The following is a 26181-nucleotide window of genomic DNA, read 5'->3' on the forward strand; positions in this document are numbered from 1 at the left end:
AAAAAAAGACGCACAACTGTGCGCCTCTACAGAAAACCTTCGAACGTTTTCAAAAATATCATAATTAATGACAGACAAAAAAATTCACAGAAACACAAAGAAGTTTACGTTTACATAGATGAGACGCACTGCTGTGCGCCTCTACGGTAAAAAAAAACTTAGAACCTCAGCATCTCAGAACCTCAGAACCTTTTTTCACTTAACCTCAAATCCTTCTTTCGTAATCTCCTTCTCTACCTTATCAATCAATTTATTAGTTTTTCCGGTAAGTCTTTCTTTTTTCCAATCGCCTTTAGCATAAATTGAAACTGTAATTAAAGCTGTTACAACTGTTGAAATAGGAAAAGCCCACCAAATTCCAATTTTCCCAAGTGAAGTATTATGAGATAAAATATAAGCTAGCGGAAATTGCAAAACCCATTGCGAAACTAATGTCAAAATCATTGGAAGTGTTGTATTACCAACCGCTCTAAAAACACCAAGCAAACACATTTGAAGTCCCAGAAATCCCCATGAAAGGCATGTAATTCTTAAAAAAGTCGTTCCACCTTCAATAACTGCTGGTTCGTTTGGCACGAAAAAAGCAATAAAATGTGGAGCAAAAGCATAGGCAATCACACCAATTCCGGTTAATAATCCGAAACCTAAATAAGCGCCCAACTTGGCAATTTTTCCGGCGCGAAGCATATTTCCCGCACCAATATTTTGTCCAACTAAAGTTGCGATTGCCATCGAAAGTCCCAATGCCGGAATCATAATAAGCTGAATTAAATTTGATCCCGCTCCGTATGAAGCCACTGTTGTGGTTCCAAAATGCACAATTAAAAAAGTGATTGCCGTTAAGCCAATCGCACGCATGGATTGTTCAATCGAAGATGGAAAACCAATTTTAAACGCTTTTTTGATATGTTTATAATCGGGTTTAAAATCTTTTAGTTGTAGATGAATACCGTGTTTTCCTCTGAATAAAATAGCAAAACCAATAATAATCGCCAGACTTTGAGTTGATAATGTTGCCAAAGCTGCTCCTTTTACGCCCATTGCAGGAATAAAATTCCACCCGAAAATAAACAACGGATCTAGAGCAAAATTTAGAATAACGGTTCCTAAGACGATATAAACCGGCAAAGTAACGCGCCCAACACCTCGCATTACGGATTGAAATATCATAAAACTGAAACTAAAAACCAGTCCGATAAAGGCGATTTGCATAAAACCCAACGCGTCTTTATAAACTTCTGGCGTGACTTTTAAAAGCGTTAGAAAATAGGGACTCAAAAAATAGCCAATAATTGATAATCCTATCGAAACTGTAACTACCATTAATAAGGTTTGAGCTGCGACATGATTGACCATTTCCTGTTGTCCGGCGCCAAAATATTGTGCAATCAAAATTGATCCTGCAATGGCTAAACCTGTTCCCAAAGCAATTGTCAAAAAGATTACGGGCGTACTTACAGAAACTGCTGCAACGGCATCTCCGCCCAAACGCCCAACCCAGAAAGCGTCTACTAATTGATAAGCGGCTTGTAATAAATTGGCAATCATAATAGGAACTGCCAGTTTTAATAATGAAGAAAGTATAGGTCCTTCTAATAATTCGTTTTTATTCATTTTTTATTTTATAATGTTTGTTTTGTTTTTGCCCACTGATGTCGCGGATTTAACGGATTTTCGCGGATTTTTTTTCCTTTAAAAATTGAAACTTACTTATTTACCAATTTTAAAAATTCGTCCAATTCGTAGCTAAATTTTCTTTGATAATAAAACAGTAAAAATCCGTTTTATCCGTAAAATCCGTGGGCTATTTTTAAGGTGTATCTAATTTATCTGCATAACCTTTAATAGTTTCCAGGGCTTCTATTCTTTCTTCGGCAGAAAAAACAGAGAGAACCTCATCTTCGGATTTTTTCATTAAAGTCCGAATGTTTTTTGCCAATTTAATTCCTTCTTCGGTAAGACTTACGATGTTCTTTCGTTTGTCGTCTTCGTCTTTTTGAACCTCAACCAAATTCTTTTTTTCTAAAGCATTGATACTTCTTAAAATTGATGATTTATCACGCATTGTCATGTCCGAAAGTTCTCTTTGCGAAAGATTCTTTCGCTGCAAAATCATAATTAACGGAAGTTGTTCGAGTTGCAAAGTAATTCCCGCCTCATTCATAAGTGCATTTGTACGACGAAAAATAGTTCGTTTCATTCGATGAATCTGAAAGAAGAAACTATCTGATATTTCGTCTTTAAAAGCATCAAAATCTGTTGTTGATTTTTCCATTTGACAAAATTACAAAAAAGAGTGACATGTCAACTAATTTTAACTAAAAACACATATCATACTGACTATCAGATTAATTATAGAAATAATAAATCCAAAAAAATGAAATGAATGATTTTTTTCGCTAACTTTAAGTGTTAAAAATCTTATTAACTAAATCTAAAAATAATCCAATGAAAAAATTACTTTATTTTTTGATAGTTTTTGCTTTTTGGTTTTCTGTTAAGGCACAAAACACAGCTGAAATCCCCACCGAAAACGCTTTACAAACGATACAAAACGATAATTCTGATAAATTCCAGAACTACGATGCCGAAGATCTTCCTTGGCACGCAAGACGTTTTAAAGTTACAGCCGGAGCATTTTTTCCGATTAACAATACCGAAGTTGAAGTAGGAAGCAACAATGGAAATTTTGGAAATCTAATTGATTTTGAAAAAGATTTAGGCTTTAATAAAAATAGTCAATCTTTTACAGCAACATTTGAATGGAGAATTTCAAGAAGATCCAGACTTGGTTCTGAATATTTTTATTTGAACAGATCTTCGACAAAAGTCCTTCAAAAAGATATTGAATTTGGCGATCATACTTATCCAGTGGATGCAAGCGTTTCTGCTTTTATGGACAATCAGATTATACGAATTTATTACGGTTATGCATTTGTGTCTAAGCCAAAGTATGAAATAGGCGCATTAATAGGTGCACACGTCATGTTAATTGATGTAGGTTTAAGGCTGGAAGCCCAAACACAACAGGCCGAATATCGTGATAATTTTAGTGTAACCGCACCACTACCGGATATTGGAGTTTGGGGAGAGTTTGTACTGGGAAAAAAATGGGGATTATATGCTAATTTCAATTATTTTGCTTTAAAAATAAATGATATTGACGGCCGTATTTTGAGTTACAACTTATCTGTTTTATATAATGTTTACAAAAACTTCAGTTTAACAGCAGGATACACAGGTTTAAACATTAGAGTTGATGCCCAAAAAGAAAGACTTAACGGATTCTTTAAATGGGGTTATAATGGACCTACTATTGCAGCAACGTACTCATTTGGTAATCATGTTAAACTTTATAAACACTGAGAATTAATTGTGAATTGTTAATTGTAAATTGTGAATTAATGTCGGTGAATTAATTTTGTGAATTAAATAAACAATTGTCTACAATATTGTCATTTCGAGGAACGAGAAATCACACTAGAAGCTCGACATAGATTGGCGATTTTGTTTACGGAGTTTCGTGTGTGATTTCTCCCTTCGCTCGAAATGACAAGCTTGCGCAGACAAACATTATCATTCATTACAAAGTGACCACAATATTGTCATTTCGAGGAACGAGAAATCTTCGTTAGTAACTCGACAATTTATGCAATACTTTGTGTTAGCTTCTTGTGGGGATCCCTCGTTCCTCGGGATGACAAGACAAAACTTATAATCTCTTCCATGAACTTATATGGTTTAATACAAAATAACAAACCCGATACCTTTCTCAAGATATCGGGTTCATTGCTCAAACCAAACTTAACTCAAAATAAAATTTACTAACTTATTTCTCGATTGGAGAGAATTTTATTGCTGTTCCTCCACCAGCTGCCAATTTAATATTCAGTATTGTTTTACTATTTACTTTCTGTTTTGAAATCGTAACTGGATAAGGATTTGTTTTATAGTTTGCTCCTGCTCCATCGGCATAAATTTCGGCTTCGTAATCTTTTCCTGCATCTAGAAATGGCAAGGCAACTTTAAGATCTCTTGCGTCTCTATTTGTGATAGATCCCAAATACCAGTTTTTTCCATCCCAGTCTTTACGCACAATTGTAGTGTATTCTCCAATTTTAGAATCCAAAACTTTGGTATCTGACCAATTGCACGGAACTTCTTTTACAAATTCAAATTCAGGTTTTCCTTCGTAGTTTTCCGGTAAATCAGAAGCCATTTGCAACGGGCTATAAATGATTACATATAATGCCAATTGGTTTGCCAAAGTCGTTTGAACTCGCGCTCCAGATGGTGTTTTATAATCAAAATTGAAATTCCCAGGCGTGTAATCAAATGGTCCAGAAAGCATTCTTGTAAACGGCAAAGTCGTTAGATGTTCCGGTGTATTTCCGCCATCAACAGACCAAGCGTTGTATTCCTGTCCGCGTCCGCCTTCCTGAGACATAAAGTTTGGATATGTACGTTGTAATCCTGTTCCTTTTATAGGTTCGTGATTATCGATCATGATATGATATTTGGCTGCAGTTTCCATTACTTTTCTGTAATGACGTGCTCCGTATTGGCTATCATGCCATTCTTTTTTATCCAAATATTTATTTACATAACCTGTTTTTACGGTATTCACACCCATTTTCTGATACAGTTTAAAAGCATCTTCCAATTGGCTTTCATAATGTTTTGTAGCTCCCGCCGTTTCATGATGTCCTATTAAGCGAACATTTTTAATCGCAGCATATTTTGTAATTTCTTCCAAATTAAAATCGGGATATGCTTTAGTAAAACTAAATGCAGATCCATCGGCAGTCCAGTCGCCGTCCCAGCCCTCGTTCCAGCCTTCTACCAGAACGCCGTCAAAATTGTTTTTCGCAGCAAAATCAATGTATTCTTTTGTATTCTTAGTTGTCGCCCCATGTTTTGGTCCTTGTCCCCAAGTATATTTCTCTAAGTGCATTCCCCACCAGATTCCAATATATTTTGAAGGTGTAATCCAGGAAAGATCTTCAATTTTCGAAGGATCATTCAGATTTAGCATTATAGTCGAAGTTGCAACTTCTCCAGCCGTTTTACCTACAACAATAGTTCTCCAAGGTGTATTAAAAGGTGTTTCGGCATATACTTTTACTCCGTCTGCCCAAGGCACCAATTCGCTTTTGTATTGTTTGTCACTTGTTTTTAAAAGTGTCATTGAAGCAAAATCAGTCAAATTTGCTTCGTGAATTGCAACGTACAACTTCTCTTTTGTTTCAAAAGTTGCCGGTGTGTTTATTGTATCTGTTTTACTAATTGGTGTTTTGCGATACGTACTTTCGTAATAGCTGTTTTCGCGGTGCACCGGAATCCACCAAACATCATTATCTGATTTGAATGTAAATTGTGTGATTTCATTAGCGATTTTTACTTTACCCAAATGTGGTTGTTTCGGGAAAAAGTATCTAAAACCAACTCCATCATCAAACACTCTGAAAATGATATCTACTAAACGTTCTTCGCCTTTTGCTTCTTTCAGGTGAACAATTAGTTCATTGTGGTGATCTCTCACTTTTCTGAATTCTCCCCAAGGTTGTTCCCAGGTTTCATCAGCAGCTTTTTCTTCGGTGGAAACCACTTCAAAACCTTCTGTCATTTTTTGGATTCCCTGAAATTCAAATCCCATTAAAGAGGGTTCTATAACTGATTTTCCGCCTGACGTAAAACTATATTCGGGCTGACCTGAAGCGGTTAATTCAAAAACTAATTCGACGTTTTTTCCCGGAGAACTTATTCTGTATGTTTTTTTAGTACCAGCACTGCAGGCGTAAATTAATATTGACGCTAAAGCAATGAGACAGTATCTATATTTTATGTTTTTCATTATTTAATTGTATTAATTACAACTCTTATTTAATTTCATTTATTAACTGTTTTGCTTTTGCGGGCTGCATTGAAACAAAGTAATTAAAAGCCTGATCTAATTTTTTCTGGGCATCGGCGTCACCCTTTTTTTCTACTCTCAGATTATAAAGTTTACTGATATCTGGGAAAACCGTTTCGGTATTTTTTACACCGGCAAATGCTTTTACTTTTTCGATGTAACTGTAACCAAATTCTGCTGTAGGTTCGAACATTGTTCCTTCGCCAAAGTCATTCCAGGTGATCAATTGCAGATAGTTTAAATTTGCATTTTTAGCCAAAGAAAGTGTTTCATCAAGTGTGGCTCCATTGTTTGGTTCTATTGTCCAGCCAATTGCTGCTCCACCACCACCTTCGGCATAAAAATCTTTAAAACCGGGATAAGCACTTCCCATTGCAACAGAAAGTTTTGGTTTTGTATTGGTATAAAAATTGGTCAGATAAGTGCTGTTTTTAAATACCCAGGCATATTCGCCCGAAGCATTATCTCCTGCTTCTACTGATTGATCCCAAAGGGTTAAAAAAGTAGGTTTTGTGGTTAAGGTATTAAAAACGTTTGTCCACTCGGCAGGCGTTTGCAATACTATTGGACCAAAATTTAGCAACAATGGTTTTCCGTTTATTTTGATATAACTTGCATCGTCAAAATAATTGTTTTGCAGGTATGCCAAATCTGTTTTTGCAGCTGCGGTTACAGAAATTGCTTTCTGGGCATCTACCACATTTTTTGTTGTTCTGTCTTCATAAACAATCGCATATTGAAGTCCTACTTTGTCTAACATTGCAATTAATTGCTCTGTATTTTCTTTTACCATTCGGTAATCATTGACATCGTAAGTTCCGTACCAATCGATTAAAAGTCCATCAATTCCAGAATATTTCATCAATAATAAATGATTTTCAATCACATTTTTATCGCCAGAATGGTATGGACCAATTAGTGGATAATAATAGGACGCTATTTCTCTACGACCGTTTGCTCCTACATTGTTTGGATTCTTGTTTGCCATTGTCCAGTGATATCCCCATTTTTTATCGGCACTACTTTCATTGGTTTCAAACCAAGGCATATAATGAACGTAAATCTTGGTGCTATTTGTTTTTTCGATTGCAACTGGCGCAAATGTTTCTGGTTCTGTAGGTTTTTCTGAACCTTTATCATCACTGCTGCAACCGGCGACAACCAAAATATTCAGGACTCCAAAAAACAATAATGTGATGTATCTTTTCATATTGATTTTATTTTTGATTTTTTATAGAAGTATGGAATTGCTTCATATATATTCTGGTCATAATTATTTAAAAACATAGAAACTTATTTTAATTTTTAATTCCCAATTTTTAATTTAAATAAGTTTCTACGCATTATAAATATGTCAGCCTTCCACGACTAACCAACATGGAAGACTGACACTCTAGAACCTAATTTACAGGATAACCAGGATTCTGTACCAGATTTTTATTTGTTGTCATAACTGTACTTGGAATTGGGAATATTGCTCTGTACTTTTCAGTTGGACCTTTTTCCCACCATGAATCGAAGAATGTTCCAAAACGGATATTATCTGTTCTTCTTCTTCCTTCAAATGTGAATTCTTTTAGCAATTCCTGATCGATAAAATGAAGATCAATTACTGCTGGCATTTCTTCTCCGGCACGTGCTGTTACTTGTTGCAAAAATGGTTTTGCTAAATCCGGAGCTCCTAAACGAACGTAACATTCGGCTTGCATCATTAAGATTTCGGCATAACGAATTAAAACAAAATCATGATCGCGTTCCCATTGTTCTCCGGCTTTCATTTCGTATTTTCCTAAACGAACTCCTTGATTTTCTTTAGCATCAGCTACACTTGTAACTTCTTCTGTGTAAGTCAATGGTTCTCCGTTATCCATTATAATAACTTGTCCAGTTGCTACACTAATCTGATCTCCGGCAACCATACATTTCTTTCTTTTGTCTGTATCTGCAAATGCTGAATAAACTCCAGGTTGTGCACACATTCCGTTTGCGCTCCACGGATAATCATTTCCAGATGCTGAGATTGTCAATTTGTGTAAGTAGTGACAAGACATTGAGTTCATATAATTACCTAATGTTCCTGCTTTTGAATCGTAAGGAATAGCAAAAATAATCTCTGGTGATTTTTGATTTTCTGTAGCAAAATTGGCGAAGAAATCCGGTGTCAAAGTATAACCTGTAATCTTCTGACACATATTAATACAATCTTGCCAACGTGCTGTTCCAATAAAAGCTTCTGAATTTAAATACAATCTCGCCAATATAGAATAAGCCACATTTTTTGTCATTTTAGAATAAACCACGTTTCCAGTCAAATGCGGAATTGCGTCTGTTAATTCTTTTTCAACAAAATCATACACTTGTTTTCTTGTAGAATTTGATGGTAAAGATGTGTCTTCAAAATTGGTTACAATTGGCACATTACCAAATAAATCCAAAAGATTATAGTAGTAATATGCTCTTAATGCTTTCAATTCGGCAAAAATTGGAGCTTTTGCTGCATCTGTCAATGATGATTTATTAACCTGATAAATAATCGAATTGATTTTTGCGATTCCGGTGTAGTTGTAACGCCAAGCCGAAAGAATCAAACGATTGTCCGGTTTCCAGGTATGTTTTTGAGCATCCTGATATTGTCCGCCATCGTACCAGTTTGTACCTCTTGTTGGAATTGTAGCTTCGTCAGAAACAGTTTCTTCAAGAAAGAATACATACTCAGAAGTTGGATAGTTATTAGAAATTCCATCGGCAAATCCTCTTAATGAAGAATATGCTCCACCAACTAATGCATCGACCTCTTTTGGAGTATTTCCAAAATTTCCATCTTCTACCTTATCATATAAATCCTCGTTTAAATTGGTACATGATATCGTAAAAAGCATGCTAATTAATAGTGCTGCTGTTATTTTGATTTTCATTTTTTATATTTTTGAGTTAATTCGCTTAATTATTAAACGTGAAATTTAATCCAACAGAAATTGTCGTTGGTCTAGGATAATTATTGTATCTGTCAATTCCAGGCGCTGCTAATCCGGTTAAATCCATTACACCAGTTTGATTAATACCATCTTGTGCATTTAAACCAATCTCTGGATCTACGCCTTTATAACTTGTAATTACAAATAGATTTTCTCCCATAAGGTAAACTCTCAATTTTGAAGATTTTAATCTCAATGGCATTGTGTAACCTACTGAAAGTGTTTGAAGTCTAAAGAAAGACGCATCTTCGATCCAGTAATCTGAATACTTTGGAGCAGATGTAATTCCGCTGTTCAGGAAATCATCCGGCACATTAAAACTTGGTAATCTGTTAGGATCGTTCAACATCATGTTTGTAGCGTTTAATGCTTTTTGACCAAACATTCCGTATCCTGAAATTCCAAGATCAAAATTTCCGTAAGTAAAATTCATTCCAATACCCATAGTCAAATCAGGCTGAATATTTCCTAAATCTGTTTTGTCAGCATCTACTAAAGCACTTTCAGGAACTACAGCTCCTGCTGCATTATAGTATTGAATTTTACCACTTGCATCAAGTCCCGCGTTTTTGTATCCCCAGAATGTTCCAACAGGATATCCTTCGGCAATAATTTGAGAATATTGTCCTGACATACCTGCTAATCCGTGTAGAGATCCGCTGTAGATAACATCTGTTTTATAAGTTGGATTTGAAAGTTTTTCGATTTTTTGAACGTTGTGTCCTAAAGTCAAATTAGCATTCCAAGTAAATTTATCTCCTTTTATAATGTCTGCATTCAAAGTAAGTTCAACTCCTTTATTCGACATTTCTCCAACGTTTGCCAACATTGTTCCTACTAAATAAGGAGGTTGTGGCACTTCGTAAGTATATAATAAATCGTCTGTGTTTTTAGAATAATATTCAAATGAACCTGTAATTCTATTAAATAAACTAAAGTCTACACCAATATTTAATTGTCTTGTTGATTCCCATTTCAAATCAGGATTTGGGTTTTGTTTTGGCGAATAAGCCAAACTCCAGGTTCCTGTTTTTGGATCATAATAACTATCGTTTCCAACTCCTAAAATAGAAAGAGATTTGTACTCACCAATTCCGTCCTGATTACCAGTAACTCCGTAACCAACTCTTAATTTTAAGTTGTCTAACCAGCCTTTTGTTCCGCTCATAAATTCTTCGCTTGAAACTTTCCATGCCGCAGATGCAGATGGGAATGTTCCCCATTTATTGTTTGCTCCAAAACGGCTTGAACCATCACGTCTCACTGTTGCAGTCAATAAATATTTGCTGTCATAAGAATAATTTGCACGAGCATAAAACGAAACTAAATCTGATTTTCCTTTATAAGAATAAACATCTCCTAAACGATAATTATATCCTGCACCTAAGTTATTATAACTAAAAGCATCAGTAACAAAACCACTACGTTGCGCTCCAAAACCTTCATAAATATTCTCTAAATACGAATATCCCGCAAGAGCTCCAATTGTGTGTTTGTCAATTACTTTATTATAATTTACATAAAGTTCCCCTTGTGCATTTGCGTATTCTGCATATGTTTTTTGAGCATAACCATTTTCAGTTATACCTTCCATAACTGCGTAACTTGGTTTGTAAGTACTTCCTTTTACCGCATTATGTTCGTATGAAATATTCCCTACAGCAGTAAAATCACGAAGAAATTTAACCTCAGTTTTAAAATATCCTAATAATCTATGTCTTTCATTGTCAACAGTTCTGTTAGTTAAAATCTCAACCGGATTCTCATAAATAGTTCCTGCTACAGATGTAAATTTTCCATTAGAATCATATACCGGAATTGTTGGATTTAGATTATAAGTACGTTCAAAAATTCTGTAATCTAATGGATGCCATTTGTCAACATTGGCAAATAAACCCATATCAAATTTCACATCTTTATTGTCTCCAAGATATTGATAAGCACTTACGTTTCCACTTAATCTTTCTAATCCTGTCTTTTTGATAACTCCTTCGTTATTTAAGTACGAAAGTGAAGTTCTGAAACCGCTATCAGCTTTACCGGAATTAATACTCAAAGTATGTGATTGCGAAATTGCTGTTTGCTCAATTGCTTTTTGCCAGTTTGTATTTCCGCCATAATCAATTGCATCTTTGTTTCCGCTGCTGCGAACATATCCTCTCCATTGATTTGCTGATAAAAGATCTAAATTGTCAGCTACATAACCTATGCTTGATAAACCGCTATAAACTACAGAAACACCTTTTGTCCCTGATTTTGTAGTAATGATAATAACTCCATTTGCTCCTCTTGATCCGTAAATGGCTGTCGCCGAAGCATCTTTTAACACATCAATAGATTTAATATCAGATGGTTGAACCACGTTAATATCAACTCCTGCAATACCGTCAACAACGATTAACGGACTGTTGCTTGCTGTTAACGAAGTTCCTCCACGCAAACGGATTGTAGAACCCGCAGCCGGATCTCCCGAAGGACGAATTATATTTAAACCCGCAACTTTTCCTTGCAAAACCTGTTCTGTCGAAGAGATTGTTCCTTTTACTAAATCATCCGCTTTAAGCGAAGAAATAGCACCCGTTAAATCTGCTTTCTTTTGCGTTCCATATCCCACAGAAACTACCTGAACTTCTGCAAGCTGATATCCGTCATTTTGTAAACGAACGTCTATATTTGGTTTTGTAGCTTCAGTAATTTGAACTTTTTGAGTTGTTGATCCAATAAAAGAAACTTCAATAGAACCTCCTACGGCTACATCCAACACAAATTTTCCGTCAAAATCTGTTGTAGTGGCATTTCTGGTTCCAGTTTCCAGAACTGAAGCTCCAGGCAATACATTGCCTGTATTGTCATAAACGGTTCCTGACACATGTTTTTTTCCCTGAGCAAATATTCCTGCCGAAAGAAAAAGCATGAAAATCATGAATACCAGCGATTTAGTAGTCCACATTTGCTGTAGGACTATTTTTTTATTTTTACTATTCATTATAATTGATGTTTTAATTTGATAGTGAATTATTTGTCTAAAGTTTTAAGAGGCATCATTGTATCCGAAATCGTTTTGTCTTTGTTGTCTTTTACCAAAACATGAATTTCAGTTAAATTTGGAATACCATTTAGTTCTGAAACCAAATTGACAAATCCTTTTATCTCAGCCGTTCCTCCAGAAAATTCTCCAGTAATTACTTTACTTCCCGCAGTAATCGTATAGATTAATTTGTTCACGCCGGACTCATTGTTTTTTCTTGACATTCCAAGAAAATCTTTTTGACTGATTTGTAAAGGGAAAAATCCAAAAACCGGTGCTGGTGGCGGTACATAAGCTCCTGCATATAAAACCTGATCTGGAGTTGTTGCTGCCCAATCGTCTTTTACCATCAGGAAAACTAAATTTTTCATCTCGTAACCATCCGGAGCATTGTAATAATCCTTTGGAACTAAATCCATTTTATAAAAACCGTTTCCTAAATCTTTCAATTTTGTTTTGGCTACAATATCCGGTAACCATGATTGGTATTCTTGTTTAATATCCCAGTCGTTCAATCCGCTATGCATGTGTACGCTTGTAGCGCCTGCAAATCCAGGAACCAAGTTGGCGTTGAACAAGATACTTACACCTTTATCAATAGTTGGTTTTGTCGGATAAGCTCTGATCAGCTCATTCGCCGTGTAAAATGATGAAAAATCAGTGTATGGCACATTTGCCACTTCGCTTTGTTTAGATCCGTTTTTATTTTTTAAACGAAACCAAAATCCTGCGCTTGCTGCAATTTCATCTGGGGTTTTAGAAAAATATTCAGTTGGAGTCAAAGTAAAACTCCAAATTTTATCACCTTCATAATGTAATTTTGCAAAGTCTGAAGAGTTTTCCCAATGTCCTGCATCTGGTTCAGATGGTGACCAAATCCAGATATAAAGATCTTCGGTTTCTGCAAATGTGGTTCCTGAAAGATCAAAATACCAGGTAACTTTTTCATCATATTTGTATACCACCGGAAATGATGATATTGGACCTACAGATCCCGCAGCTTCTTGCGCCTTCATAAAATTTGGGGCCATCAAAAGGGCAAGTAAGATTGTATATAGAAATTTTTTCATATTACTTTTTAATTAATAGCATTAAATTTGAATACATAAGACACGAACGGCGATCCTCCTGAAGAGTGCACCAATTGAAACTCCATTTCACCACTTTTACCCGGTGTAGAAGTCAATACAAGTTCATCTGTTTTTTGAGTTTTTTGAGCGTCGCTATACAAATAGATTTTTGTAGGTCCGCCTCCAGTTGTTGGTTGAAAAGCTGTACTTAATTGCCAGTATCCTTTTGGAGCAAATAATGGTGGAACATCTCCTGTAACCTCATAACTCGTTGGATTGTTTTTTTCGTCTACACTAAATTTAATTTTAAAATCTTCGTAGTTAAACCAGGTGTTCAAGGTTTGTTCGCTTGGCTCAATCTTATTTGCTTTCGCAAATTCATCGACCATTTTCAAATTTGTTAATCCCCAGTTTCCATTTACTTTCTCATAAATGGTAATTGGAGCAACGTAGCTTCCGTCATCTGTATTGTCGCAGCCAATGGCAAATAGACACATAATAACAGCTAACCAATAAATACTTTTACATCTCATAAAATTGTGGTTTTTGTTAGTTTTTATCCCTTTAAAAGGACAGTACGAAACTAGATGTTAAATAAATCTAAAAAAAAGAATCTGCGAAAAATCAAGATGTATTTCAAGTAAAAATAAATTCAAATAATTGATAATCAGTATTTTAATAAATTTCAATATTCGCAAAAATCAAGGTGCTGTTTAGATAAAAAAAGCAAATAATTAATGGTAAAAATGACAATATGAAAATTAAATGAGATATTTTTTTCACTATACATATATTTATTAGCTTTTTATTGTATAATTGCAAGTTATTAAACCACTTTTAACATTTCAAAACCATTTTCACGAACCTAACTCCCTTTTTAGAAGCATTTTAAAAAGAAGTTACCTGTTTTAAAAGTTGCTAATCATCAACTCTTAGACTAAATTTGACTTATAAACGAATTAACTCAAAAAAGAACCACCAACTATCTTAAACCAAACCAAACCATGCAAAGAATATTAATTCTATATTTTTTCATTGCGGGTTTTTCTCTAACTGCGAAAGAGACAAATCCTGTTCTAGAAGAATTAGATAAAGTACTACTCAAAAAAGATGTGTACTTAAAACAGAAGTATCATAAAATTGAAGCATTAAAAAGAAATGTTTCAAAATTTACGGTAAGTCAAAACAACGAACAGTTGTACAATACCTATATGGCATTATTTGAAGAGTATAAATCCTTTAAATATGACTCTGCCTATTACTATCTGGAAGAAGCCAAAATCAAAGCAATCGTTTTAAAAGATCCTAAATATTTGGCTAAAAGCCGAATTAAAGAAGGTTTCGTTTTGCTCTCATCCGGATTGTTTAAAGAAGCCATCGATACTTTGAATGTTATCGACGACAAGAAACTCGATCAGAAACACAAATTCGAATATTATTCCATCAAAGCCCGCGCCTATTATGATCTTGCCGATTATAATAAAGATCAGCGTTTTAACATTCATTATGTACAACAAGGAAATCACTTTCTGAAAAAAGCACTGGAATTAATTGGTACAAATACAAACGAATATTGGGCTGCCGAAAGTTTGAAACGCCTCAAACAACAAGATTGGCGTGGCGCCGAATTTGCCTTTAGTTATTGGATTAACAATTATGATTTACCACCGGATTATTACGGAATTGCGACTTCGAGTTTAGGTTATATCTATTCGGAACGCGGATACACCAAAAAAGCCATACAATATCTGGCGCTCGCCGCAATAGCCGATGTTAAAAATGCAACTAAAGAAACCGTTGCACTTAGAAATCTAGCCAACGAACTCTTTAAGATGGGCTATCTTGACAAGGCAAATGAGTATATTAATATTGCTATGGATGATGCGACATTCTATAATGCAAGACATCGTAAAATTGAGATTTCGTCGATATTACCAATTATCGAAAAAGCGCAACTAAACAATGTAAAAGAAAAAAATGATAAACTTGAACGCATCATTATTCTGTTAACGATACTTACGATAATTATCGTTTTGTTCTCGATTATCATTTTCAAACAATTAAAGGAAAGAAATAAAGCCCGAAAAATAATGGCTTCGTCTTATGCGCAACTTCAGGAAATGAACATAAGTCTGAGTGAAGCAAATGCTATTAAAGAAGAATATATCACGTATTTCATCAAAGCAACTTCCGCTTTCATCAATAAAATAGATCATATCCAGAAAAGTACGCTGCATAAAATCATTACCAAAAAAACCGATGAAGTTATTGCGAGTTTAAAACGTTATAATGTAAAAGAAGAACGAGAAAATCTTTTCCATCAATTTGATGAAATCTTCCTTAAGTTATTCCCAACATTTGTCACAGATTTCAATCATTTATTCCCGAATGATCACAAATGTATTGTCAAAAAAGGAGAACTTTTAAACACTGAACTTCGCATTTTTGCTTTGTATCGATTAGGAATCCAGGATAGCAGCCAAATGGCCGAATTTCTGGAACTTTCTGTGGCTACAATTTACACGTATAAAACAAGAATCAAGAGCAAATCAGATTTCAAGGATACTTTTGAAGAGAAGATCATGGCGATTAAAACGATCTAAGTTTCTAAGATACTAAGATGCTAAGGGACTAAGTTTTTTACGGTATACATTTAATAAAAAATGCCACGAATTCACGAATTTTTACACACGTAGATGTAACAATAATTAGTGAATTCGTGGCTAACTTTTTTAACTTTTATTCTATCTTCTTTATTCTATCTTCTTTATTCTATCCTCTTTATTCTATCCTCTTTATTCTATCCTCTTTACTCCGAGGTTTCTAATTGAAGAATTACATTTTGATATCTTTTTCCGAGAGAGAATAATTGCTCTAAAAAAATCATAATCGCCAACGGAACAAAGAAAAACGAGAACATATTTTCTTCATATAAAAAGTAAGTTGTAATCATAAAAATGCGTCCGTATTCAAGATAATACATCCATTTTCGTTGTTCTAATAAAGCGCCACAATTAACAAGCGTTATCAAAATAACCGAAAGCACAAAAACCTTATCAAGAACATTTAGCAAGTCAAAATAATAGGTAAAAACGGTTAAAACCAATGTCGATAATCCTAATTGTATATAAAGATAATTTCGGAATCGAAGTCTTTGATTTGGATTTGCTTTATCCTGCAAAAAACGTTTTTCTAATATTGGACGAATATCCTGATCCATATGTGCCGGACTTCCAAAAACGGCTTTCCATCTCGCCTTAAATCCTTTGGAGCGTTTCCATAATTCATAAATCTCAAAGTAATAATGAAAATGCTGCCATAAGAAACTATAACTCTTTAGCGGATGTGTTAATCCATATTTTGGTTTTTCTTCTTCTGCCTGGAAAGTTCCAAAAATACGATCCCAAAAAGTGAACATATCGCCGTAGTTTTTGTCTAAATATTTCTCATCAGAAGCGTGATGAATTCCATGAACTGAAGGCGTCACAAAAACATATTCTAACCATTTTATTCTTCCGATAAGCTGTGTATGCGTAAAAAAAGAATATGCTCCATGCACAATCAGCATTGTGATTACCATCGAAGGATGAAAACCAACAAAAGGCAAAACACACCAAAAACCCGTTCTCACAATCGCCTGAAAAGTCGTAATTCTGGCTGCTGCCGTAAAATTAAATTCTTCGCTATGATGATGGACAATATGTGCTGCCCAGAAAAAATTGACTTCGTGCCCCAATCTGTGGTACCAATACCAAACAAAATCTGTTGCGAGAATTAAGGCAATCCAAACAAAAATATTACTTGGAATCTCAAAAATTCGATAATTGTTATAGATAAAATAATACAATTGATAAAAACTGGCAGCGATAAATAAATTGATTAATCTCTCAGCAATACCAATGCTAATATTTGAAACAGAACTTTCATAATTGAAAATTTCAGGTCTTTCTTTTCGTTGTGCCAATTTATATTCCAGAAATAAAAACAGGAAAAAAGCAGGCATTGCAAAGGCAAGAAAATTAATATGTTCCATTTTTAAAAATTACTTTTTTTGATTCATAAAAAACTCCTATTCGATTCATTTTAAAACTAAGAAAAAGACATTTCCATTGACTATCATTCTTCTATCAGAATAATAACCAATGAAAATTATCTTTATATTTTAAAAACTTAATTTTAATTCTGTCTGTATTTTGGGGCTTCCAATGCCACTTCTTTTACAGCTTGAGTATCGGCAACTTTTTTCAAAGCAATAACATAAGCCGCAATACGTGGCGTAACATTATGTTTTAGCGCGATTCTAAAAACGGTTTCGAAACCTTTTTCAAGAATATCTTCCAGACGTGTATTGATTTGATGAATTCTCCACGATTCTAAAAGTGAATTTTGCAGCCACTCAAAATAAGAAACCGTAACTCCTCCAGCATTTGCCAGAATATCAGGAATTACCAACACATTATTGTCATGTAATATTTTATCAGCATCAGATGAAACGGGACCGTTTGCACCTTCAACTATAATTTTTGCGCGAATATCATTGGCGTTCTTTTGCGTAATCACGTCTTCTTTTGCAGCAGGAATTAATACATCAACATCCAAAAGCAATAAATCCTCGTGTTTTATAGCAACCGAATTTGGATATCCTTTTATACTTTTATTATTTAGATTATAATACAAGATTAACTCTGGAATATTCAGCCCCTCAGGATTATAAAAAGCTTCAGAAACATCACTAACAGCAACTACTTTTAGCCCTTTTTCGAACAAAAACAAAGCCGAGTGTAAACCAACATTTCCAAATCCCTGAATCGCAACTGTAGATCTTGCCGGTCTTAGCTTTAGTTTTTGAAGAGCTAATAATGTAATAATACTTACACCTCTTCCGGTTGCTTCTACTCGACCTAAAGATCCTCCTGAATGCAAATGTTTTCCGGTTACTACAGCATGAATTGTCTTACCGTGAAGTATCGAAAATTCATCCATAAGCCAGCCCATTTCGTCAGGTCCGGTTCCCATATCCGGTGCAGGAACATCTTTTTCCGGTCCAAAAATATCTGCTAAAGCTTTTGTATAAGCTCTTGTAATTTTTTCTAATTCGGTTTTAGAAAGCGTTCTTGGATCACAAATGATTCCGCCTTTTGCTCCTCCAAACGGAATTCCTGTTACCGCAGATTTCCAGGTCATCCATGCTGCAAGCGCTTTGACTTCATCCAGATTTACGGCTGTATCATAACGGATTCCTCCTTTTGAAGGTCCTAATGCCGTATTGTGAATAACGCGATATCCCTCAAAGTTCTGGATTGTTCCATTATCTAATGTAATCGAAAAATTAACTACGATTTGTTTTTCCGGACGTTGCAACTTTTGCCTGATTGATTCATCAAGATTAAGAATATTCGCCGCAATATTAAAGCGATCAATCATCGATTGAAAGGGATTCTGTTTTATAATTTCTGCACTCATGATATATATTTTTTTAATTTGGGTTCGTGTGATTTAGATTTTTTCCTTTTAGAACACTTTCAAAGCGTTTTTAAGAAAGAGTTTAGTTTATCCTCAATTATTGCATTCGCCAACATGGAATCTTCATCAGACAGCATTGCATCATAATATTGGTATTTCTATTTGATCTCATATTCTTAATTTTTTAATAATTCTAAAAAAAGCCTTTCATGGTGCATGAAAGGCTAAAAAAAAAAATAACTAACAAGTACTTTCTCTATTAACGCCATTTCATCGCATCGTTTGTCATGCAGCATATCTCTGAGCAGCACATAAACGGGATGATATATTGACTATAGTTCTTCATTGTTATTGCAAATTTATAAATATATTTATAAATTCTATAGAATTAGTCGAGTTTATTTTGCAAATAATAAAAGCATAACCTAAAAGAGATTGTAAATTAAGGCTTTAGCCGATTTTAAAAATTAATTAAATTGCGAAATAACAATCAAAATAATAGAAATCAAGGCCAAAAAGAGACCTAAAAAGTTGATTTTGGACAATTTTTCTTTAAAAAAGAACAAGCCAACTAAACTTCCAAGGATAATAACGCCCATGTTCATTCCTGCAAAAACCGTTGAAGGATTTTCCGCGAAAGCCTTATGTGCTTTTAAGTAAAATAGAATATTTCCGAAATTAAAGATTCCGACTAAACCTCCAAAAAGAATATTTTTTGGTTCTAATTTGACGTTTTTAATTCCAATTTCATAAACGCTAATTATAAGTGCAAATCCTAATGCAATACAGAAAACCACAAATAATGATGAAGTATAAGGTAATGTCGTGTATAAAGCGATTTGCTTAAAAAGAATATCGATAATTCCAAAACCCAGTAAAACTACGGCAGGATAAATCCATTTGTTTTCTTCATTATCAGATTGTTTTCTTAAGATGAATAAAAGCGCCAGAAAACCGACAATAAGTCCAATAACTTTATAAGAATTGAAATCTTCTTTAAAAATAAACCAAGCCGCCAAAATTGGGATAAATAATGATAATCGTTGCGCAGCATCTGTTTTTACGATTCCCATATGTTTTATGGAAGCTATTAAAAACAAGAAAACTACAGGTAATAAAATACCAATTGCAATGTAAATATTCCAGGGTGCATTATTATCAACTTCAGTTAAATCTGGAGTAAAAGTAAAATAACAAAGTGCCAGTGCAAACACATAATTGAAGCTGACAATTTGAGTTGGATTACCATTATACTTTCGGGTCATTTTGAAAATTACGCCAACAATTACGCTACAAAGAATACTTAAAATAAGAAACAACATAGGATTAAAATTTGAGTACAAAAATAGTACTTAAACTCCTTTGGTTTTATTTTTCACCTCTTTTATTCCTGCCTTTTTTATTTCTAACTGCGTAATTTTTCCTTTTTTGTTTTTGACAAATTCTATTGTAGTATTGTTATTGTCGGAACGGAAAAATTTCGTTTGAGATTCCGGCAGTAATTCAATATCAAAATCAGTGTAATACAATTTGTTACCCTTTTTCAGGATTTTAATATTTTCATATTCACCAATATATTGATCGTAAACTTTAGTATCTATTTCTGTTTGAATATGTTTGTACGGAAGTTCTACGTCTTTCCCAAAACAAATTCCGGCAAGTCCATAAGCGATATAATATGATTTGGATTGATTATTGGACAAAACAGTAATAAAAACTTTATCGTCAGGAAATTTATTAAACGAAGTCATTGCCCCCAAAAAACCTCCGTCATGCGCAATAAGCTGATGATTTTGATTGTAAAAAGGATTAATAATTAATCCAAAACCAAAATTTTGTTCATTATACGATGTAAACATCTTTTTCTTCGATTCTTCTGATAATAATGTCTGACTTTCGAAAAGTGCTTTATTCCATAAATTTAAATCTTCGACAGTTGAATAAACTCCGTCATGTCCAAAATTAAAATTCCAGTTGATATATGGGTTTTTAACTAATTTGTCTTTATCAGATTTACTATTATCAAAATAATACGATTGAGCCATTTTGTCAACTATTGCATCATTCGACGAAACTCCGGAATTGTACATTTTTGCTTTATCAAATAAATTTTGCTGCAAATACGCCGAATAAGATTCACCGGAAACTTTCTCGATAATACGTGCTAATAAATAATAACCAATATTACTGTAAGCTGTGCTGGTTCCAGGTTCAAACAATAAAGGCTTTTTTGCCAGATATGCATAAACGGAATCTTTATCAAGATTTGTTTTTGTCAAATACAATTCGTCAAAATCCATAGCAAAACCCGAATTATGAGTTAACATCATCTTCAAGGTTATCTTGTCTCCTTTTGTAAAACCAGCAAAATATTTACTAAGATTATCATCTAGCGAAAGTTTTTTATCTTCGGCTAATTGCAAAATGGCAACTGCTGTAAATTGCTTTGAAACCGAAGCTAAACTAAATTTCGAATCTATTACATTTTTTACTTTCCATTCGTAATTAGCAAAACCATATGCTTTTTTTAATAGTAACGAATCATTTTTAGAAACCAGTACAGTGCCGCTAAAATCATTAATAGCAAACTGCGCGTCCATGTATTGTTCTAATTTCGTATTCAGTTCTTTTTGTGAATATCCAAAGGTAAATACCAACAATGCAATTAGAGTTAAGCTTAATTTCATACTATTTATTTTGAACAATTAGTGATTATTTTATTGAGTGTTTTGTCAAGCAATGCTATTTCTTCTAATGATAATCCTTCGAGCGCCGTTTGCCTGTTGATTTTAATAACGGGTTGTATTAATTCGAGTGTTTTTAGTCCTTTCTCTGTGATTTCAAGATTGAATTTTCTACGATCTTCGGGATGAATCGTTCTTGTTATATATTCTTTTTTAACCATTAATTCGATCATTCTGGTAATCGATGCATTATCTTTAAAGACAAGATTTGCCAGTTCGTTTTGAGCAATATTCTGGTTATCGTTTAGTATAATTAATACCAAACCCTGATCTACCGTAATATCTTTTACAACTTTGCTAATATTTTTTTGTGCGAGTTTTCGATATTCTTTTATCGCCTTTTCGATTGAATACAAAGCAGTTCCGGTTGGATTTTCAAGTTTCATATCTTTTTTATTTGACACAAATATAATTGATATATCAATATAATTTCCAATAACTGATATTTTTTTTTAACAAACTCACTCCTTTAGATTTGAAATGGCTTAATTAAAATGAGGATTTTACCGCAAAGCGCGCTAAGTTTTTTTAATTAAGCAGTTTTATAAAAACACAAAGTTCGCAAAGCTTTGTATTGAACCAGCTTTGCGAACTTTGCGTTTGCTAAGCGCAAAACAAAACAAAAACCTTTGCGTGCTTTGCGGTAAATTTCTTTCGGTGAAACTAGTCACTTTTAAGCCAACCTGTAATACTCATTCTGGTATTTTGAGTAACCAAAACCTCATGAACCAATTCATTGCTTTTAAAGAAAACTGTTTTTCCCTGAGTCGGAGCAATTTTCTGGTTGTTATTTTCCTGATGAATCATCAATTCTCCTCCATCACTTTCCTGCCAATTACTATTAAGATAACTAATCATAGAATATTTTCGGCTTGGATTATTTTTAAACTGATCTAAGTGTTTCAGATAAAAATCTCCGGTTTCGTATAATGAATAATGAAATTCGTAACCGGTAATTCCGGCGTAACAGCTTTCGTTTAGATAGATAATAAAAGCATCGATCTGATCAAAGAATTCATTTTCGAATGCATTATTGTTTTTTTTATCCAGCCAATAAATAGAATCACTTCTAATCGCTCCGTCATAAGAAACTTTCTCTGAATTGCCAATTCCAGCTTCTTTCAGCAAACTTTTCTGATTTAAATCAACCAAGTTTTGCTTTAAATGATTTGCTAATTCAGCACTTAAAAAATGCTCTGATATCCCTACTTTGTTCTCAATATAACTCGCAATCAAATCTTCGAAACCATTTTCCATTTTTGTTTTGGGAAAACTGCAAATACAGCCAACGGAGCAAGGTAGACGAAATAAAACTGGTAATGGGTTTATTTTAAATAAATAAAAAATGATGACACTTAATCTTTGTCAAAGTTTTAAACTTTGACAAAGATAGCCGCGCATAAAAACAAGAAACCCGACAGGTTTTAAAACCTGTCGGGTTTGATATATAAGACACAAGCCTTAATTAAATAATTAATAATTCACAATTAATAATTATTTACAATTTACTAATATAACTTCCGTACATATCTTTAAACTGATGTCCTTGTGCGAAACGATCTTTGCTTAATTTTTTATATTCAACCAATCCCCAAAGGATAAATTCTTTCATGAAATATTGGTCCTTTTTATCTAATTGAGGCTGATATTTTTTCAGTAAAACATCTAATGGAGTTACTTCGTCTAAAATCGCCTGATATTCTTTATCCGTAGCGTCGTCTAACAATTCGAAACCACTTTCGGCAAAGAACCATTCGATTAAATCAGAATAAGCCGTTTTTTCACCTTGCTTTTCTAATTTTTCAATCTTAGGTAAAAGCGTTGGAAACAATGTTCGAATTGCCGAACCAATTAAGTTTTGTGCAACCGCCGCAGCTCCCTCCTGCTCTCCTTCGTAAACCAATTCTACTTTTCCTGTAATAGCAGGAATAATTCCAATAAAATCAGACAAACGCAAAGTAGTTTTATCAACTCCGGCTTTCAAAGCTCTGCGTTCAGCTGTGCTCATTAAATTCTCAAAAGCAGTAATACTCATTCTCGCACTTACGCCACTTTTATTATCGATGTATTCGCTATCACGAGCTTCAAAACTTATTTGTTCTAATATGTCTTTGGCTAAACTTGGCACGTAAACCAATTTATGTTGCGTTTCGTCCAGTTTAGCTTCTTGTTCCGTAATTGTTCTCGCAACTGCAACACTTTCCGGATAATGCGTTAAAATTTGAGAACCAATTCTATCTTTTAATGGCGTTACAATACTTCCTCTATTAGTGTAATCTTCTGGATTTGCAGTAAATATAAATTGCATATCCAAAGGCATTCTCAATTTAAAACCTCTAATTTGAATATCTCCTTCCTGCAAAATATTAAAAAGTGCAACCTGAATTCTGGCTTGTAAATCCGGCAATTCGTTAATTACAAAAATACAACGGTTCGCTCTCGGAATCATTCCAAAGTGAATTACACGATCATCAGCATAAGATAATTTTAGATTTGCAGCTTTAATTGGATCAACATCTCCAATTAAATCGGCAACGGTAACATCCGGAGTTGCTAATTTCTCAAAGAAACGTTCATTTCTATGCAACCACGAAATTGGAGTTTCATCGCCTTTTTCTGCAATTATATCTTTAGCAAAACGTGAAATTGGATTTAGTGGATCGTCGTTAATCTCCGAATCTGATACAAACGGAATATATTCGTCTAATAATTCGACCATTTTACGCGCCAAACGTGTTTTTGCCTGACCACGAAGTCCTAATAAATTGATGTTATGACGAGATAAAATAGCACGCTCTAATTCTGGAATTACAGTATTCTCGAAACCATGAACGCCCTCAAAAACTGGCTTTCCGGATTTGATTTTCTCACGCAGATTATTTCGTAATTCATCCTTGATACTGATGCTTTTATATCCCGAGGCTTTTAACTGTCCTAATGTCTTTATAGTATTTATTTCCATTTTTATTGAAATATCTGTTTTGTTATATTTTGATTGTGTTAGACGCACTGCAGTGCGTCTCTACGATATACGGTATGTATGCATTGTCTAAAAAAACCTTAGCAACTTAGATTCTTAGTTCCTTAGAACCTTAAAATTAACGTACACGTTTTTTCCTATTTGTTTCATAATCTTCAAAAATCATTTCGCCCAAACCTTTTAATCCGGTATAAAATGCTTTTCCTTGATTTGCTTCGGTAAAATGATTGACGAAACGCTGTAAATACGGATCGTTTGCAATCATAAAAGTCGTAATCGGAATATGTAATTTTCTGGCTTGTTGTGCCTGCGTGTAGCATTTATCTACGATATATTCGTCGAGTCCGTTACTATTCATATAATAAGAACCGTCACGTTCGCGAACGCAGCTTGGTTTTCCGTCGGTAATCATGAAAATTTGCTTGTTGGTATTTCTCTTTCTTCGCAAAATATCCATTGCCAACTGAAGTCCCGCAACCGTATTTGTATGATATGGACCAACTTGTAAATATGGCAAATCCTTGATTGGAATTGTCCAGGCGTCGTTTCCGAAAACCAAAATATCAAGCGTGTCTTTTGGATAACGTGTCGTAATTAATTCTGCCAAAGCCATTGCAACTTTTTTTGCCGGAGTAATTCTGTCTTCGCCGTACAAAATCATACTGTGGCTAATGTCAATCATCAATACTGTACTCATTTGAGCTTTGTATTGCGTTTCTTCGACAACCAAATCATTTTCGGTCAGCATGAAACTTTCTACTCCATTATTGATTTGTGCATTTCGTAGACTTTCCGTTAGCGAAATTCGTTCTAAACCGTCTCCAAAATTAAATTCGCGAAATTCTCCGGTATGTTCATCGCCATTTCCGGCATGTTTGGTTTTGTGATTTCCGTTTCCGGAACGCTTCAAATTACCAAAAATCTGATCTAAGGCTTGTTGTCTGATTGCACGTTCTGTTTTGGCAGTGATACCAAAACCATCTGTTCCATCTTCTTTAACCTCGTCTTTTATGTAACCTTTCTTTTTTAAATCTTCGATAAAATCATCGATTGTGTAGTTCTCGTCCGTAAGTTTATATTCTTTATCTAACTCCCGAAGCCAGTCTATAGCTTCATCAAAATCACCCGAAGTATGGGTGATTAACTCTTTAAAAATGCCAAAAAGTTTTTCAAACGGAGACTGAAATGGGGCTTCGTACGACTTAAAATAAAAACCCTTTTTAAATTCGTTTTTCATAATTCTAAAATTACGTTATTTTAGAATTACGAAAAAAGAAACGTTTATTAATTTTTAGTTAAAATATTGAAGCAAAACACGTTGAAATTCCTTATAAATTTAGCAATTATTCAAACTTTCCATCGACATAATACCAAGCATTATTTTCGAATTTAAAAGTTGAAAATTCGTAATGCGTCTGTGGTTTTTGATTTGAATCTAAAAAATAGGCTTTAAACTCTACTGTGTTTTCAGTAAAACTTAGAATTTCGAGTTTTTGCCATTTATTGCTTGTCGCCCATTTTAGAATTTCTGCTTTCGAATAATATTGTCTTTCAGAAACATAAGTGGTTTCTAAAAGATAATCGGCATTATGAGTTGCATATCCGGAATATCTTGAGCGCATTAAGGCCAATGCTGTTAGCGCTTTTTGATTGTTTTGAAGATACAATCCGCAGCAATTCTCAAACAACAAACCGGTGTCACAAAAGCATTTTTTATTCTCCATCAACTTGCTCTTCGCCGTTAATTTTTACATGCAGCTGATTCAATAAAACCTGGTATCTGCTTATTTCTCTTAAATCTTCGTCTTCTTCTGCATGATCCAGCATTTCGTCTAATGTTTCATTTACTTCAAGTAACTTATTATTAGCTTCTCTATCGTTTTTTGCAGCAATTAAATCAATAATTTCCTGTACACTTACTTTTAAATCTTCGAATTTCATATCTGTAATATTGTTTTTTTTGTTTCAGGTTTCAGGTTGAAATGAGAATTTTACCGCAAAGTTCGC

General features: G+C 34.1%; 20 protein-coding genes. 2 read left to right on the forward strand and 18 right to left on the reverse strand.

Features of this window, described 5'->3' with window-relative positions:
• Positions 1-195 precede the first annotated feature (195 nt).
• Positions 196-1614 carry an MATE family efflux transporter gene (locus tag CLU81_RS02090; protein WP_099708320.1) on the reverse strand — a complete coding sequence of 473 codons (1419 nt, stop codon included), beginning with the start codon at positions 1612-1614 and terminating at the stop codon, positions 196-198.
• A 196-nt stretch (positions 1615-1810) separates the two neighbouring features.
• The gene (locus CLU81_RS02095; protein ID WP_099708321.1) at positions 1811-2275 is read right to left on the reverse strand and encodes a MarR family winged helix-turn-helix transcriptional regulator; all 465 of its coding nucleotides are present in this window, start codon (positions 2273-2275) and stop codon (positions 1811-1813) included.
• 173 nt (positions 2276-2448) lie between these two features.
• Here CLU81_RS02095 and CLU81_RS02100 point away from each other — a divergent pair, with 173 nt between their 5' ends.
• Positions 2449-3366, forward strand: a complete 918-nt coding sequence (locus tag CLU81_RS02100; RefSeq protein ID WP_099712641.1) for a hypothetical protein — start codon at positions 2449-2451, stop codon at positions 3364-3366.
• A gap of 463 nt (positions 3367-3829) precedes the next feature.
• Here CLU81_RS02100 and CLU81_RS02105 read toward each other — a convergent pair whose 3' ends face one another.
• From CLU81_RS02105 to CLU81_RS02130, 6 genes are all read right to left on the reverse strand, one after another.
• Positions 3830-5854, reverse strand: coding sequence for a glycoside hydrolase family 97 protein (locus tag CLU81_RS02105; protein ID WP_099708322.1), 2025 nt, complete (start codon positions 5852-5854; stop codon positions 3830-3832).
• Positions 5855-5879: 25 nt separating this feature from the next.
• Complete coding sequence (locus tag CLU81_RS02110; protein ID WP_099708323.1) at positions 5880-7124, reverse strand: glycoside hydrolase family 71/99-like protein; 1245 nt, start codon at positions 7122-7124, stop codon at positions 5880-5882.
• Positions 7125-7314: 190 nt separating this feature from the next.
• Complete coding sequence (locus CLU81_RS02115) at positions 7315-8829, reverse strand: RagB/SusD family nutrient uptake outer membrane protein (RefSeq protein ID WP_099708324.1); 1515 nt, start codon at positions 8827-8829, stop codon at positions 7315-7317.
• Between the two features lie 25 nt (positions 8830-8854).
• Positions 8855-11875 (reverse strand): TonB-dependent receptor, encoded by a 3021-nt coding sequence (locus CLU81_RS02120; RefSeq protein WP_099708325.1) that lies wholly within the window; start codon positions 11873-11875, stop codon positions 8855-8857.
• A 29-nt stretch (positions 11876-11904) separates the two neighbouring features.
• Entirely contained in the window at positions 11905-12987 is a 1083-nt protein-coding gene (locus tag CLU81_RS02125) for a hypothetical protein (RefSeq protein ID WP_099708326.1), read from the reverse strand.
• 8 nt (positions 12988-12995) lie between these two features.
• Positions 12996-13520, reverse strand: coding sequence for a DUF5004 domain-containing protein (locus tag CLU81_RS02130; RefSeq protein ID WP_099708327.1), 525 nt, complete (start codon positions 13518-13520; stop codon positions 12996-12998).
• Between the two features lie 471 nt (positions 13521-13991).
• On the opposite strand from CLU81_RS02130, the gene CLU81_RS02135 reads away from it, so the two are divergent.
• Positions 13992-15590, forward strand: a complete 1599-nt coding sequence (locus CLU81_RS02135; protein WP_099708328.1) for a DUF6377 domain-containing protein — start codon at positions 13992-13994, stop codon at positions 15588-15590.
• Between the two features lie 206 nt (positions 15591-15796).
• Here the strand turns inward: CLU81_RS02135 and CLU81_RS02140 are convergent, their stop codons facing one another.
• The 10 genes from CLU81_RS02140 to CLU81_RS02185 all read right to left on the reverse strand — a co-directional run bounded on the left by CLU81_RS02140 (position 15797) and on the right by CLU81_RS02185 (position 26115).
• Positions 15797-17020, reverse strand: a complete 1224-nt coding sequence (locus CLU81_RS02140; protein WP_099708329.1) for a sterol desaturase family protein — start codon at positions 17018-17020, stop codon at positions 15797-15799.
• A 143-nt stretch (positions 17021-17163) separates the two neighbouring features.
• Positions 17164-18450 carry a Glu/Leu/Phe/Val dehydrogenase gene (locus tag CLU81_RS02145; RefSeq protein ID WP_233209633.1) on the reverse strand — a complete coding sequence of 429 codons (1287 nt, stop codon included), beginning with the start codon at positions 18448-18450 and terminating at the stop codon, positions 17164-17166.
• 467 nt (positions 18451-18917) lie between these two features.
• Positions 18918-19772, reverse strand: coding sequence for an EamA family transporter (locus CLU81_RS02150; RefSeq protein ID WP_099708330.1), 855 nt, complete (start codon positions 19770-19772; stop codon positions 18918-18920).
• A gap of 30 nt (positions 19773-19802) precedes the next feature.
• Positions 19803-21137 carry a serine hydrolase gene (locus CLU81_RS02155; protein WP_099712643.1) on the reverse strand — a complete coding sequence of 445 codons (1335 nt, stop codon included), beginning with the start codon at positions 21135-21137 and terminating at the stop codon, positions 19803-19805.
• A gap of 5 nt (positions 21138-21142) precedes the next feature.
• Positions 21143-21580 carry a MarR family winged helix-turn-helix transcriptional regulator gene (locus tag CLU81_RS02160; RefSeq protein ID WP_099708331.1) on the reverse strand — a complete coding sequence of 146 codons (438 nt, stop codon included), beginning with the start codon at positions 21578-21580 and terminating at the stop codon, positions 21143-21145.
• Positions 21581-21857: 277 nt separating this feature from the next.
• Positions 21858-22451, reverse strand: a complete 594-nt coding sequence (locus tag CLU81_RS02165; protein ID WP_099708332.1) for a 2OG-Fe(II) oxygenase — start codon at positions 22449-22451, stop codon at positions 21858-21860.
• Positions 22452-22692: 241 nt separating this feature from the next.
• Entirely contained in the window at positions 22693-24156 is a 1464-nt protein-coding gene (locus tag CLU81_RS02170) for an AAA family ATPase (protein WP_099708333.1), read from the reverse strand.
• A 136-nt stretch (positions 24157-24292) separates the two neighbouring features.
• Positions 24293-25411, reverse strand: coding sequence for a VWA domain-containing protein (locus CLU81_RS02175; RefSeq protein ID WP_099708334.1), 1119 nt, complete (start codon positions 25409-25411; stop codon positions 24293-24295).
• Between the two features lie 106 nt (positions 25412-25517).
• Entirely contained in the window at positions 25518-25898 is a 381-nt protein-coding gene (locus tag CLU81_RS02180; RefSeq protein WP_099708335.1) for a YchJ family protein, read from the reverse strand.
• Positions 25888-26115 carry a hypothetical protein gene (locus CLU81_RS02185; protein ID WP_055091558.1) on the reverse strand — a complete coding sequence of 76 codons (228 nt, stop codon included), beginning with the start codon at positions 26113-26115 and terminating at the stop codon, positions 25888-25890. The genes CLU81_RS02180 and CLU81_RS02185 overlap by 11 nt, the downstream gene beginning before the upstream one ends.
• Positions 26116-26181: the final 66 nt, after the last annotated feature.

It is taken from the genome of Flavobacterium sp. 9, from assembly GCF_002754195.1.
Classification (GTDB): Bacteria; Bacteroidota; Bacteroidia; order Flavobacteriales; family Flavobacteriaceae; genus Flavobacterium.